This is a genomic window from Pseudomonas sp. NBRC 111140 (genome assembly GCF_001320885.1).
Lineage (GTDB): Bacteria > Pseudomonadota > Gammaproteobacteria > Pseudomonadales > Pseudomonadaceae > Aquipseudomonas > Aquipseudomonas putida_P.
Genome location: NZ_BCBQ01000128.1, coordinates 1 through 13,325, shown reverse-complemented (window position 1 = coordinate 13,325; position 13,325 = coordinate 1). Strand labels below are relative to the sequence as shown.

Here is a 13,325-nt window from a genome sequence, read left to right as displayed (position 1 = left end):
ACCAGCACCGGCTTGTGGAAGGAGTTCTCGATCACCAGTTGCTGGAAGGTGGCATCGGTGGCGTCGAAAATGTAAGGCGTGTCTTGGCTCATTGCGACTCTCGCAAACTCGTGAATGGCACCACTATAAGGCGTCGCGGCTGGCGTGGTACAGGCTGACCCGGCGGAATTCGTGCGGCTCGGCCAGGTCTGGCAGGGTGAGTGCTTCAAGCACGCCCAACTGCCGGTACAGCGGGTGGCTGAAATCCCGTACTCGTGAGTCGGCCACCAGGGCCTGGCGACCGCGGCCAAGGAAGGCGTCCAGCAAGGGCAAGTTGGCGCGGTCGTACAGTACGTCTGCAACCAGGATTAGGTCGAAACGGTCGGCTTCTGCGAAGAAATCGCTGCTGTAGCTCAGCTCGACGCCGTTCAGCGCGGCATTCGCGCGGCAGGCGTCGAGGGCCAGCGGGTCGAGGTCGCAGGCCACCACCTCCAATGCACCGGCGCGTGCTGCGGCAATGCCGGCGATACCGGAGCCTGCGCCGAAGTCCAGCACGCGCTTGCCCGCCACCCATTCGGGGCGCTCGGCCAGGTAGCGGGCCATGGCCAGGCCGCTGGCCCAGCAAAAGCTCCAGTAGGGCGGTTCTTCCAGAATGCGCCGGGTTTCTTCGCTGCTGAAGGCCCGGTCCATGTTCTGGTCATCGATCAGCCACAGCTTCAGGTCGCAGCCGGGCAGTTCGCTGACGACCAGGCGCGCTTCGCCTATCAGGCCGCTGAGCGCCTGTTGCAGGGCCAGCGGTGCCACTTACGGCGCCTTCTCGAAACGCAGCGGGCCAGTGGCTTGGGTTTGGGCCTGGGTAATGCGCACGGGGGGCAGGTGCATGATCAGTTGGCCGGAGCTGCTGGCACGGCCACGCAGCTCGACCCGCGCACCGGCCGGGAAGGCTTCGGGGTTGAAGCGCAGGTGATAGGGCAGGGCCTGGCCGGTACCGGTCAGGGTGCTGCTGGCCAGCAGGCCTTGCGGGCGGTCGCGTTCGTCGATGACCAGCAAGGCCAGCTCCACGTTGGCACCGGCCGGAATTTCCAGCAAGGTGCCACTCAGCTCGCGCTGGTAGGCCGGCAGCGGGCCCAGTACTTCGGCCTGCTTGGCCGAGCGGGCGGGCGTGGGGGCTGGGAGGTTGTCGGTCTTCGGCCTGTCGCTGCCGCAGGCGGCGAGCAGGGCGGCGCAGCACAGCACGACGAGCGCTCGGTAGTGCATGGGGGAGTCCTTCACGGGCAGATTTCCCATGGATGTTAACCCCTTTGGCTTGTCTTGCCAGTGCAATGCGCTACCATGGCCCTCCCTTTTTTTGTTGCCTGCCACCATGCACTGTCCCTTTTGCGGTGCCAACGACACCAAGGTCATCGACTCTCGCCTCGTTGCCGAGGGCGAGCAGGTGCGCCGCCGCCGCGAATGCGTGGCCTGTGGCGAACGCTTCACCACCTTCGAAACCGCCGAGCTGGTGCTGCCCCGGCTGATCAAGCAGGACGGCACGCGCCAGCCCTTCGACGAAGAAAAGCTGCGCGCCGGCATGCAACGGGCTCTGGAAAAGCGCCCGGTCAGCGTCGAGCGCCTGGAAGCGGCGCTGGCGCACATCAAGAGCCGCCTGCGCGCGACCGGCGAGCGCGAAGTCAAATCGCTGGTGGTAGGTGAAATGGTCATGGCCGAGCTGCGCAAGCTCGATGAAGTGGCCTATATCCGCTTTGCCTCGGTGTACCGGCGCTTCCAGGACCTCGACGAGTTCCGCGAAGAAATCGACCGCCTGGCCCGTGAGCCTGCTAGAGAGTGAACATGCCCAGCCAAGCTGCCGTCCTCGACGCCCATTACATGGCCCGCGCGCTGGAGCTGGCGCGCAAAGGCCTGTACACCACTCACCCGAACCCGCGCGTGGGCTGCGTGATCGTGCGCGATGGCGAAGTGGTCGGTGAAGGCTGGCACGTGCGTGCCGGCGAGCCGCATGCCGAAGTGCACGCCCTGCGCCAGGCTGGTGAGCGCGCCATTGGCGCCTGTGCCTACGTCACCCTTGAACCGTGCAGCCATCATGGCCGCACGCCGCCGTGCGCCGAAGCACTGGTCAAGGCCGGTGTGGCGCGGGTGGTGGCAGCCATGCAGGACCCTAACCCGCAAGTGGCAGGCCAGGGCTTGCAGCGCTTGGCCGAGGCAGGCATTGAAGTCGCCAGCGGCGTGCTCGAAACCGAAGCCCGCGCACTGAACCCGGGCTTCCTCAAGCGCATGGAGCACGGCCTGCCGTTCGTCCGCGCCAAGCTGGCCATGAGCCTGGATGGCCGCACCGCGATGGCCAGTGGCGAAAGCCAGTGGATCACCGGCCCGGCTGCCCGTTCGGCGGTGCAGCGCTTGCGCGCCCGTTCCAGCGTGGTGCTGACCAGCGCTGCCAGTGTGCTGGCCGACAATGCACGAATGACCGTGCGTGGCACCGAGCTGGGCCTGGATGCCGAAACCACCGCCCTGGCACTCAGCCGTACACCGCTGAGGGTGCTGGTCGATAGTCGCCTGCGCCTGCCGCTGGATGCGGCTTTCTTCCAAGCCGGGCCGGCGCTGGTGGTGGCTGCTGTCGCAGATGACCCGCGTTATGCCGCTGCCGGCCACGAGTTGCTCAGCCTGCCGGGTGACAATGGCCAGGTCGACTTGCCGGCGCTGCTGCAAGCCCTGGCGGCCCGAGGTGTCAACGAAATCCTGCTGGAAGCCGGTGCCGGCCTGGTCGGCGCCTTTGCCCAGCAAGGCCTTGTCGATGAGTACCAGCTGTTTGTCGCCGGCACCTTCCTTGGCTCCCAGGCCCGGCCGCTGCTGGACTGGCCGCTGGGCAAGATGAGCGAGGCACCAAGGCTGAAAATTACCGAAATGCGCGCAGTGGGCGATGACTGGCGGGTCACGGCCATCCCCTTGCCGGCGCCCGGCGTATAATGCCGGGCTTGCCCCGCGCAAACCGCTTTTTGAGGAAGACCCCATGTTCACCGGCATCATCGAATCCATCGGCACCATCCGCAGCCTGACCCCCAAGGGTGGCGACGTGCGCGTCTACGTCGAAACCGGCAAGCTCGACCTGGGTGACGTCAAGCTCGGCGACAGCATCGCCGTCAACGGTGTGTGCCTGACCGCCGTGGAGCTGCCGGGCGACGGCTTCTGGGCCGACGTCAGCGTCGAAACCCTCAAGCGCACCGCCTTCATCGACCTCAAGAGCGGCAGCAAGGTCAACCTGGAAAAGGCCCTGACTCCCACCACCCGTCTGGGTGGGCACCTGGTCAGCGGCCACGTCGACGGGGTCGGCGAAATCATTTCGCGCAGCGATAATGCCCGCGCCATCCAGTTCCGCGTACGCGCACCCAAGGAACTGGCCAAGTACATCGCCCACAAGGGTTCGATCACCGTCGACGGCACCAGCCTGACGGTCAATGAGGTCAATGGCGCCGAATTCGAGCTGACCATTGTCCCGCACACCCTGTCCGAAACCATCATGGCCGACTACCGTGCAGGGCGTCGGGTAAACCTTGAGGTCGACCTGCTGGCCCGTTATCTGGAGCGTTTGCTTTTGGGTGACAAGGCCGCCGAGCCGAGCAAGGGCAGTGGCATTACCGAAAGCTTCCTGGCCGCCAACGGCTTCTTGAAATCCTGATTGAGAAGGGGGTGCCGCGTGGCGCTCAACAGCATCGAAGAACTGGTCGAAGACATCCGCCAGGGCAAAATGGTCATCCTCATGGATGACGAAGACCGCGAGAACGAAGGCGACATCATCATGGCAGCCGAATGCTGCCTGCCCGAGCACATCAACTTCATGGCCAAGCACGCCCGTGGTCTGATCTGCATGCCGATGACCCGCGAGCGTTGCGAAACGCTGAAGCTGCCACTGATGGCACCGCGCAACGGCTCGGGCTTCGGCACCAAGTTCACCGTATCGATCGAAGCCGCCGAAGGCGTCACCACCGGTATTTCCGCCGCTGACCGCGCACGCACCGTGCAGGCCGCCGCAGCCAAGGATGCCAAGGCCGAAGACATCGTCAGCCCTGGCCACATCTTCCCGTTGATGGCCCAGCCAGGTGGCACCCTGGCTCGCGCTGGCCACACCGAAGCCGCCTGCGACCTTGCGCGCATGGCTGGTTTCGAGCCAAGCGGCGTGATCTGCGAAGTGATGAACGACGATGGCACCATGTCGCGTCGCGCCGAGCTGGAGGTGTTCGCCGCCGAGCACGGTCTGAAGATCGGCACCATCGCCGACCTGATCCACTACCGCATGATCCACGAGCGCACCGTGCAGCGTGTTTCCGAGCAGCCGGTGGAGAGCGAGCTGGGTGAATTCAACCTGGTCACCTACCGTGATGCGGTGGAAGGCGACGTGCACATGGCCCTGACCCTGGGCAAGATCTGCGCCGAAGAGCCGACCCTGGTGCGTGTGCACAACATGGACCCGCTGCGCGACCTGCTGCTGGTCAAGCAGCCGGGCCGCTGGAGCCTGCGCGCAGCCATGGCTGCCGTGGCCGAGGCTGGCAGTGGCGTGGTCTTGCTGCTGGGCCACCCGCTGGATGGCGACGTGCTGCTGGCGCACATTCGTGAAAGCGCGGGTGATGCACCGACCAAAGCACCGACCACCTACAGCACCGTGGGTGCCGGTTCGCAGATCCTGCGCGACCTTGGTGTGCGCAAGATGCGCCTGATGAGTTCGCCGATGAAGTTCAACGCGATATCCGGATTCGATCTGGAAGTTGTAGAATACGTGCCCTCCGAGTGACTTGAGGCGGCATTGACGCCCTCTGCTCGAGTCCAGACCCCTGTCGAGGCCGCTTGTATGCGGCCTCGCTCTTGAAGATGAGAATATCGGAATGACCCTGAAGACCATCGAAGGTACCTTCATCGCCCCCAAAGGTCGCTATGCTTTGGTGGTTGGCCGCTTCAACAGCTTCGTCGTCGAAAGCCTGGTAAGCGGTGCCGTTGATGCCCTGGTTCGCCACGGTGTCAGCGAAAGCGACATCACCATCATCCGTGCCCCCGGTGCATTCGAGATCCCGCTGGTAGCACAGAAGGTCGCCCAGCAAGGCGCCTACGACGCGATCATCGCCCTGGGCGCCGTGATTCGTGGTGGTACCCCGCACTTCGAATACGTGGCGGGCGAATGCACCAAGGGCCTGGCCCAGGTGTCCATGGAGTTCGGTGTACCGGTGGCCTTCGGCGTACTGACCGTCGACTCCATCGAGCAAGCCATCGAGCGTTCCGGCACCAAAGCTGGCAACAAAGGTGCTGAAGCTGCCCTGTCCGCTCTGGAAATGGTCAGCCTGCTGGCGCAGTTGGAGGCCAAGTGATTAGCGACGAAAGCGATCGTTTCAACCCGCGCGATCCAAAACCTGCGGATGCCGGCAAGCCCTCCAAGAGCGCCAAGCGCCGCGAAGCCCGCAAGCTCGCGACCCAGGCCCTCTACCAGTGGCACATGGCCCAGCATTCGCTGAACGAGATCGAAGCGCAGTTCCGGGTCGATAACGATTTCACCGATGTCGACGGTGCCTATTTCCGCGAGATCCTGCACGGGGTCCCGGCAATCAAGGGCGAAATCGACAAGGCACTGGTGCCTTGCATGACCATCGCACTGGAAGAGCTCGACCCGGTCGAGCTGGCCGTGCTGCGCCTGTCCACCTGGGAGCTGATCAAGCGCGTCGACGTTCCGTACCGCGTGGTGATCAACGAAGGCGTGGAGCTGGCCAAGGTCTTCGGTGCCACCGACGGCCACAAGTTCGTCAACGGCGTGCTGGACAAGCTCGCCCCGGCCCTGCGTGAAGCAGAAGTCAAGGCGAACAAGCGCTGATCCTGGCGCAGCCTGGCCATGGGTGAGTTCGAGCTGATCAACCATTACTTCGCCGCCGCGCCCTGTGCGCAGGGCGGCGAGGGCGTGGCCCTGGGGATCGGCGACGACTGCGCCCTGCTGGATCTTCCCCCCGGTGAGCAACTGGCGGTGTCCACCGACACTCTGGTCGCCGGGGTGCATTTTCCTGTTGCTTGCGATCCGTTGCTGCTTGGCCAGCGTTCGTTGGCCGTGGCGGCCAGTGACCTGGCAGCCATGGGCGCGACTGCAATCGGCTTTACCCTCGCCCTGACCCTGCCTGACGTTGGCCCTGGCTGGCTGTCGGCCTATGCCGACGGCCTCAGCCGCATGGCCCAGCGTTGCCGCATGAGCCTGATTGGTGGCGACACCACTCGCGGCCCGTTGAGTATCACTGTGACCGTGTTTGGTCGCGTGCCGGTAGGCCAGGCCTTGCGCCGCAGCGGCGCACGGCCTGGCGACCTGCTGTGTGTCGGTGGTTCGCTGGGCAAGGCTGCCGGTGCATTGCCGCTGGTACTCGGTGAGCGCGAGGCGCCGGCTGCGCAAGCCGAGCCGTTGTTGGCCCACTACTGGTCGCCAATGCCACAGCTCACCCTTGGCGCACTGCTGCGTGGCCGGGCCACAGCGGCACTGGATATCTCCGACGGGTTGCTCGCCGATTGTGGGCATATCGCCAAGGCGTCCGGCGTTGCGCTGGAGGTGAACCTGGCGCAAGTACCAGTGTCTCCTGCTTTGGAAGCCTTCCTCGGTCGTGAAGCTGCGGTGCGGGCAGCGCTCACCGGTGGCGACGATTACGTACTGGCCTTCACTTTGCCGCCCGAGGCGCTCGCGCCCCTGGCTGCCTTCGACACTATCGAAGTGCATACCATCGGCCGAGTGCTCGAAGGGCAGGGCGTGACCTTGCGCGACGCCCAAGGCCAGGACATCACCCCCGTGCAGCGGGGCTATCAACACTTTAGGGAGACACCGTGACCGATCACCCCAATCAGGTGCCTGCGGAGTTCGTTCCGCCCTCGGTCTGGCGCAACCCATGGCACTTCATCGCGTTTGGCTTCGGTTCCGGCACCTTGCCCAAGGCACCGGGTACCTGGGGCTCGCTGGTTGCCATACCGTTCATCCCGCTGTGGCAGATGCTGCCCGACTGGGGTTACTGGCTGTTGCTCGGCGTCAGCATGCTGTTTGGCTTCTGGTTGTGCGGCAAAGTTGCCAATGACTTGCGCGTACACGACCATGAAGGCATTGTCTGGGACGAGATTGTCGGCATGTGGATCACCCTCTGGCTAGTGCCGGAAGGCTGGCAGTGGCTGTTGGCAGGGTTCCTGATGTTCCGCTTCTTCGACATCCTCAAGCCGTGGCCAATCCGCTGGATCGACCGCCATGTGCACGGGGGTGTCGGCATCATGCTCGACGATATCCTGGCCGGTGTTTTCGCCTGGCTGGGCATGCAGGTTCTGGTGTGGGCGGTTGCCTGAAACAGGGAGCGCGTGAATGGCCATAAGGACTGTGCTGCTGGCAATGCTGCTGAGTGTCGCCCCGTGGGTGAGCGCTGCCGAAGGCGTACCCAAGCAGATCCATCTGGTCAGCGAGGAGTGGCTCGACTACACCAACGCCGACGGTACCGGGGTGGCCTGGGACGTGTTGCGCAAGGTGTTCGAGCCGGCCGGAGTCAAGGTGGTTACCCAGAGCGCGCCCTACAGCCGTGCGGTCGGCCTGGTGAAGCGCGGCGAGGCTGATGCCTGGGTTGGCTCGTACAAGGAAGAAAACGACGACAATCTGTACCCGCGCTGGCACTTCGACATGGACCATATCTACGCCCTGGGGCTGGCCAGCAAGCCAGTGCCTACACCGCAGAACGTGGGCAAATATCGCTTGGCCTGGGTGCGTGGCTACGACTACGGCAGCTACTTGCCTGATGTGCACGAATTTCGCGAGATTCAGCGCCGTGAAGGCATCTTGCCGATGCTCGAGCATGATCGCGTGGACTTCTACATCGATGCGCAGACCGAAGTCGATTATGTCCTGAGCCAGTCTTCGCAGCCCGAGCGCTTCCGTCGTACCCATGTGGCCGAACTGCCGCTGTACCTGGCTTTCGCCCGCAACGACCAGGCCAAGGCTCTGTGCGACCTGTTCGACAAGCGCATGGCCGAGCTGGTACGCAGCGGCGAACTGAAGCCGATCTTCGAACGCTGGAAGCAGCCGTATCCGTTCAGTGCCGATAGCAAACCCCATTGAAGCCGGGCCTGCTTGACCTAAGCATCGAACTTTTCGATCTTAACCCACGGTATTGAGCCGGCCCACATTCCGCTACCTGCTGATACAATCGGCCCACGAGAAATTTTCAACTTATTCCAGGAGCACAACGTGCCCGTCGTCTTTGTTGCCGCCTCTAAACTCCCGACTCCCTTCGCGACCTTCACCATGCATGGCTTTCTCGACGAAGCCACTGGCCGTGAGCATGTGGTGCTCAGCCTGGGTGATATCGCGGACGGCCAGCCGGTGCTGGGGCGCCTGCACTCCGAGTGCCTGACCGGCGATGCCCTGTTCAGCCAGCGCTGCGATTGCGGCTCGCAGCTGGAAGCCGCGCTGCAGGCCATCGCCCGCGAAGGCCGTGGCGTGCTGCTGTACCTGCGTCAAGAAGGCCGTGGCATCGGCCTGCTGAACAAGATCCGTGCCTACGAACTGCAAGATGGCGGCGCCGACACCGTCGAAGCCAACGAGCGTCTGGGCTTTGCCGCCGACCAGCGTGACTACGCCATGTGCCTGCCGATGCTCGAGCACTTGGGTGTGAAGTCGCTGCGCCTGATGACCAACAACCCACGCAAGGTCAAAGCCCTGACCGACATGAATATCGTGGTTGCCGAGCGTGTGCCGCTGCACACCGGGCACAACCCGCACAACCGTTACTACCTGGCGACCAAGGCCGGCAAGTTGGGCCACATGCTGGGCAACGAGCACCAGGGCGAGGCGCCACAGGCGTGACACGCGCCGAGGTCAAGCGGCGCCTGGCGCTGGCCTGGTGGCAGTACCTGGCCGTGGGCCTGGTGCCGCTGCCGGTCATGGCCTGGGCCTTTGGTGGTGGTGATGCGCTGATCCCGGTGCTGGCCATGCCACTGTTCATTGCCGGTGCGGCCACCATGTTCCTCAGCTTGCCGCGCTTCGGCGCCTACAAGCGTGCACTGATCGCCACCTCCAAAGTGCTCGGCACGGGCGAAGAACCTGGCGCCTGGATCGAACTGGCACGGGTACGGCGCGTGGCCATGCTGTATGCCTGCTTCCCAGCCTGGGTCGCAGCGCTGACGGTGCTTGTCGGTCTGGAGGCGGTGCCGCAGATCCTGCTGGCATTGTCCACGGTGGTAGTGCTGTACCTCTATCGTATTCCGCGTCAGCTCGGCTGATGCGCCTGCTGCCTGGCCTGCTGGCGCTGTTAGCCTGCACCGCGCTGGCCGCCGACCCCTTGCGGGTGGTCAGCCTGGCCCCCTCGATGACTGAAATCATGCTTGAGCTGCAGGCCGACGACTTGTTGGTGGGCGTGCTCGACGGTGGCGAACGGCCGGCTGCCCTGGGCGACTTGCCCTCGGTCGGGCGCCAAGGGCAGCTGGACATGGAGCGTTTGCTCAGCCTGCGCCCCGACTTGTTGTTGCTGTGGCCTGGCAGCGTACCGCCCGCCCAGCGCGACCAGCTCAAGCGCCTGGGCATTGCCACCTTCAGTGCCGAACCCCATGACATCGACCAACTGATCGAGCAGATCGAGGCCATTGCCGGGCGCATTGGGCGTGCCGAGCAAGGCCACGCGTACGCTCAAGCACTGCGCAAGCGGCTGCAGCAGCTGCGCCAGCAGTATGGGCGAGACAAACCCTTGCAGGTGTTCTATCAAGTGTGGGATAGGCCGTTGTACACGCTCGGTGGCCGCCAGGTGGTGAGCGACGCCCTGGCCGTGTGCGGGGCGCGCAACGTATTTGCCGACCTCAGCCAGCCGGCACCGCAGGTGAGTGTGGAGTCTGTACTGCTGCGTGATCCGCAGGTCATCCTGGCCGGCGATCAGGCACAGTTGGCCAGCTGGAAGGCCTGGACGCAGCTTCGAGCCGTGGCTGATGGGCGCCTGCTGGTGGTGCCTGACAAAGGCCTGGAGCGCCCCAGCGGGCAGATGATCGAGGCCACCGCCCGCCTGTGCGCGTTGCTCGCGGCTAAAGCACCGGCGTCCAGGTAACGCTGAACAGCAGCGTGCGGCCTTCTTCGCGGTAGCCGTACTGGCTGCCATCGAAGCTGTACATGGCTCGGCTGTACTGTTTGTCCAGCAGGTTGTCGAGCTTCAGTTCAAGCTTTACATCCGTCGTCAGGCGCATGCCGCCTCGTAGGCCGACAAGTCCATAGCCACCTATGCGCTCATTGTTCGATGGATCGTCGTAGCTGCCGCTGACAGCCTGCCAGCTCGCGCCCACGCTGAAGCGTTCGAACTGACGATCCAGGTCAAGGTTCAACGTGCGACGGGCGCGTCGCTGCAGGGTATGTCCGCTTTCGCGGTCTCGGGGATCAATCATGCTCACCCCCAACTGAGAGGTCCAGCCAGCCCACTCCTGCAGCACCGACAACTCGAAGCCATTGATGCGTGCATTGTCGACATTGCCGGGTCGCCTGAGCGTAGGGTCGTAGTTGATCGCATCGCGTAGGTCGGTGCGATACAGCGAGGCTTCCAGTCGGGTATGGCTGGCCAGTTGGCTGCGCCATTGCAGCTCGTAACTCTTCGAGTGCTCGGGGCGCAGGTCCGGGTTACCGTACTGTACGTCGTAGAGGTCATTGAAAGTGGGGGCGCGAAACCCTTCGCTGTAAGACGCCAGTAGGTCGTTGCGGGAATTCAATGGAAGGGTAAGGCTGGCGTTCCAAGTGGTCTGGTCGCCGTACTGTTGGTTGCGGTCGTGACGTACGCCGAGCTCGCTCAAGAAGTGTTCCCCGGTAAAACGGTACTGGGCGAAGGCGGCGCGGTTCCAGCGGCTGTCTTCGCTGAAGTTCGCCGTGCCATGGAAGCGTTCCTCGTACCAATCGCCACCGAGCATCAGTTGGTTTTGGTCGTCGAAGGCGAGATCGTTCTGCCAGGTGACCTGATCACGATAGGTGTTGTAAATGAAGCGCTGGTCGCTGAGTTTGTCGCGTTTGTCGTCGCGGTTTTCGCTGTGGCCCAGTTCCAGCCTCGAGTGCCAGGCGTCGTTGAGTTGGGCATCGAACCAGCCGCCCAGGCTGCTGACGCTGAAATCGGTGTAGGGCTGTTGTGGATAACTCAGCCAGGTATCTTCATCGAGTCGCCCGTACGGATTGTCGTATTCACTGCGCCCGCGGCTGTCGAGCAGGTTTACACCTGCCTCGAAACGTTCGTTGAACGTATGGCTCAGGCTCAGGTTGAGCGATCGGTTGCGGTAGGCATCGTGGTCGCCATCGCTGTCGAAGGACGGCCCGGTCGAGTCGATGCCGGCAGTTTCATCCAGGCTGGCGCCCAGGTTGAAGCGGGTCGCATCGTTGCCGCCAGAAAGCCCCAGGCTGCGTTGAAAGGTCTGGTTGCTGCCAGCGGCCATGCGCAGGCGCGGCTGCAGGCCGGGGCCATTGCTACGGCGGGTGAAAATCTGGATCACACCGCCAATGGCATCGCTGCCGTACACCGCCGAGCGCGAGCCGCGTAGCACTTCGATGCGCTCGATCTGGTCGACGTCGAGAAACTGCAGGCCGCTGTCGCCGGAGGTGGCGTTGGCGATGCGCACGCCATCGACCAGCACCAGGCTTTGTGCTGCCTTGGTGCCGCGAATGAAGATGCCAGGCAGGCTGCCACGGCCACCGGTAGGTGCCACCTGCACGCCGGGCACGCGGGTGAGCAGGTCGGTGACGCTGGTGGGTTGCAGGCGGTCGATGTCGGTGCGGGTAAAGACGGTGTTGGCGGCGCTGGTAGCGGTGCGCGATTCGACTTGGCGGCTGGCGCTGATCAATACGTCGGGGAGCTTGAGGGCGTCGTCGCGCTCAGTGGCCAGCAGCGGAAGAGGGAGGCAGAGCAGGGTGGCGAAGGTTGGGGTTTTCATGGGCAGTACCATATTGCGAGGGCTGCGCCCTCGATCGCGACACAAGGCCGCTCCTACAGGAGTCCGCGTTCCTCTGTAGAAGCGGCCTTGTGTTGCGATGGGCCGCAAAGTGGCCCCGAGGGTTACAGCCCGAGCTTGGCCATGCGAGCCTTCACCGAAGCCTCGATCCCGGCTGCATCCAGCCCGCACTCTGCCAGCATTTGCGCAGGCTTGGCGTGCTCGACATAGATGTCCGGCAGCCCCAGGTGCAGCAGCGGCTTGAGCACCGCCTGACTGGCCAGGAACTCACCCACGGCAGCGCCCGCACCACCCATGATGGCGTTCTCTTCGATGGTTACCAGCAGTTCGTGGCTGCCAGCCAGCTCCAGCACCAAGGCCTCGTCCAGCGGCTTGACGAAGCGCATGTCGACCACCGTGGCGTTGATCTGCTCGGCCACCTGCATGGCCTCGGCCAGTTGCACGCCGAACACCAGCAGGGCGATTTTCTCGCCTTGGCGGCGAACCACGCCCTTGCCGATTTCCAGTGGCTGCAGGTCACCGCTGATCGGCGCGTTCGGGCCAGTGCCACGCGGGTAGCGCACGGCCGCTGGGCCGTTGTACAGGTGGCCGGTGCTGAGCATCTTGCGCAGCTCGTTCTCGTCGCTAGGCGTCATCACCAGCATGCCCGGAATGCAGCGCAGGTACGACAGGTCGTAGCTGCCGGCGTGGGTCGGGCCGTCTTCGCCGACTAGGCCGGCGCGGTCGATGGCGAACAGCACGTCGAGGTTCTGCACGGCCACGTCGTGGATCAGCTGGTCGTAGGCACGCTGCAGGAAGGTGGAGTAGATCGCCACCACCGGCTTGCTGCCCTCGCAGGCCATGCCGGCCGCCAGGGTCACGGCGTGCTGCTCGGCGATGGCCACGTCGAAGTAGCGTTGCGGGTAGCGTTCGCTGAAGTCGACCAGGTCCGAGCCTTCCTTCATCGCCGGGGTAATGCCCACCAGGCGGTTGTCGGCGGCGGCCATGTCGCACAGCCACTGGCCGAACACGGCGGAATATTTCGGGCCGCTGACTTTCTTCGGCGCGGCTGGCTTGTCGGCTGGCTCCAGCTTGGTGATGGCGTGGTAGCCGATCGGGTCGACCTCGGCCGGGGCGAAGCCCTTGCCCTTCTTGGTCACCACGTGCAGGAACTGCGGGCCCTTCAGGTCACGCATGTTGCGCAAGGTGGCGATCATGGTCGGCAGGTCGTGGCCGTCGATCGGGCCGATGTAGTTCCAGCCCAGCTCTTCGAACAGCGTACCTGGCACCAGCATGCCCTTGGCGTACTCCTCGGTGCGGCGGGCGATTTCCCAGGCACCTGGCAGGCGCGACAGCACTTTCTTGCTGCCTTCGCGCATGCTCGCGTAGGTGCGGCTGGAGAGGATCTTGGCCAGGTAGTTGGACAGGCC

The 13,325-nt window shown here is 64.3% G+C and carries 16 protein-coding genes and 1 pseudogene; 12 read left to right on the top strand and 5 right to left on the bottom strand.

Annotated elements, in window-relative coordinates:
- The 3 genes and pseudogenes from APH42_RS29985 to APH42_RS26710 form a co-directional block, all read right to left on the bottom strand.
- A pseudogene (locus tag APH42_RS29985) lies at positions 1 to 92 on the bottom strand (co-chaperone YbbN); the annotation flags it as partial.
- 31 nt (positions 93 to 123) lie between these two features.
- Positions 124 to 783 (bottom strand): methyltransferase, encoded by a 660-nt coding sequence (locus APH42_RS26715; protein ID WP_060494595.1) that lies wholly within the window; start codon positions 781 to 783, stop codon positions 124 to 126.
- On the bottom strand, positions 784 to 1,236 hold the full coding sequence (locus APH42_RS26710; RefSeq protein WP_012270285.1) for a YbaY family lipoprotein: 453 nt from the start codon (positions 1,234 to 1,236) through the stop codon (positions 784 to 786).
- A gap of 106 nt (positions 1,237 to 1,342) precedes the next feature.
- On the opposite strand from APH42_RS26710, the gene nrdR reads away from it, so the two are divergent.
- From nrdR to APH42_RS26650, 12 genes are all read left to right on the top strand, one after another.
- On the top strand, positions 1,343 to 1,807 hold the full coding sequence (gene nrdR, locus APH42_RS26705) for a transcriptional regulator NrdR (protein ID WP_012270286.1): 465 nt from the start codon (positions 1,343 to 1,345) through the stop codon (positions 1,805 to 1,807).
- Positions 1,808 to 1,809: 2 nt separating this feature from the next.
- Complete coding sequence (ribD, locus tag APH42_RS26700) at positions 1,810 to 2,940, top strand: bifunctional diaminohydroxyphosphoribosylaminopyrimidine deaminase/5-amino-6-(5-phosphoribosylamino)uracil reductase RibD (protein ID WP_012270287.1); 1,131 nt, start codon at positions 1,810 to 1,812, stop codon at positions 2,938 to 2,940.
- A gap of 43 nt (positions 2,941 to 2,983) precedes the next feature.
- Positions 2,984 to 3,649, top strand: a complete 666-nt coding sequence (locus APH42_RS26695) for a riboflavin synthase (RefSeq protein ID WP_003255399.1) — start codon at positions 2,984 to 2,986, stop codon at positions 3,647 to 3,649.
- Positions 3,650 to 3,667: 18 nt separating this feature from the next.
- On the top strand, positions 3,668 to 4,759 hold the full coding sequence (ribBA, locus tag APH42_RS26690; RefSeq protein WP_012270288.1) for a bifunctional 3,4-dihydroxy-2-butanone-4-phosphate synthase/GTP cyclohydrolase II: 1,092 nt from the start codon (positions 3,668 to 3,670) through the stop codon (positions 4,757 to 4,759).
- 91 nt (positions 4,760 to 4,850) lie between these two features.
- Positions 4,851 to 5,327 (top strand): 6,7-dimethyl-8-ribityllumazine synthase, encoded by a 477-nt coding sequence (ribE, locus tag APH42_RS26685; protein ID WP_003255395.1) that lies wholly within the window; start codon positions 4,851 to 4,853, stop codon positions 5,325 to 5,327.
- Positions 5,324 to 5,824 (top strand): transcription antitermination factor NusB, encoded by a 501-nt coding sequence (nusB, locus tag APH42_RS26680; protein WP_003255393.1) that lies wholly within the window; start codon positions 5,324 to 5,326, stop codon positions 5,822 to 5,824. Before ribE ends, nusB begins: the two co-directional genes overlap by 4 nt.
- An 18-nt stretch (positions 5,825 to 5,842) precedes the next feature.
- A complete protein-coding gene (thiL, locus tag APH42_RS26675) occupies positions 5,843 to 6,811 on the top strand; it encodes a thiamine-phosphate kinase (RefSeq protein WP_012270289.1) in 969 nt (322 codons plus the stop codon).
- Entirely contained in the window at positions 6,808 to 7,311 is a 504-nt protein-coding gene (locus APH42_RS26670; protein WP_003255391.1) for a phosphatidylglycerophosphatase A, read from the top strand. The genes thiL and APH42_RS26670 overlap by 4 nt, the downstream gene beginning before the upstream one ends.
- 16 nt (positions 7,312 to 7,327) lie before the next feature.
- Complete coding sequence (locus APH42_RS26665; RefSeq protein WP_012270290.1) at positions 7,328 to 8,071, top strand: ABC transporter substrate-binding protein; 744 nt, start codon at positions 7,328 to 7,330, stop codon at positions 8,069 to 8,071.
- A gap of 129 nt (positions 8,072 to 8,200) precedes the next feature.
- Positions 8,201 to 8,818: a GTP cyclohydrolase II gene (gene ribA / locus APH42_RS26660; protein ID WP_012270291.1), complete on the top strand. Its 618-nt coding sequence runs from the start codon at positions 8,201 to 8,203 to the stop codon at positions 8,816 to 8,818.
- Entirely contained in the window at positions 8,815 to 9,234 is a 420-nt protein-coding gene (locus tag APH42_RS26655; RefSeq protein ID WP_012270292.1) for a hypothetical protein, read from the top strand. The genes ribA and APH42_RS26655 overlap by 4 nt, the downstream gene beginning before the upstream one ends.
- Positions 9,234 to 10,046 carry a cobalamin-binding protein gene (locus APH42_RS26650; RefSeq protein ID WP_060494594.1) on the top strand — a complete coding sequence of 271 codons (813 nt, stop codon included), beginning with the start codon at positions 9,234 to 9,236 and terminating at the stop codon, positions 10,044 to 10,046. The genes APH42_RS26655 and APH42_RS26650 overlap by 1 nt, the downstream gene beginning before the upstream one ends.
- Here APH42_RS26650 and APH42_RS26645 read toward each other — a convergent pair.
- Positions 10,024 to 11,898, bottom strand: a complete 1,875-nt coding sequence (locus tag APH42_RS26645) for a TonB-dependent receptor domain-containing protein (protein WP_060494593.1) — start codon at positions 11,896 to 11,898, stop codon at positions 10,024 to 10,026. The genes APH42_RS26650 and APH42_RS26645 overlap by 23 nt on opposite strands.
- Positions 11,899 to 12,020: 122 nt before the next feature.
- A partial coding sequence (dxs, locus tag APH42_RS26640) for a 1-deoxy-D-xylulose-5-phosphate synthase (RefSeq protein ID WP_060494592.1) occupies positions 12,021 to 13,325 on the bottom strand: 1,305 nt, incomplete at its 5' end.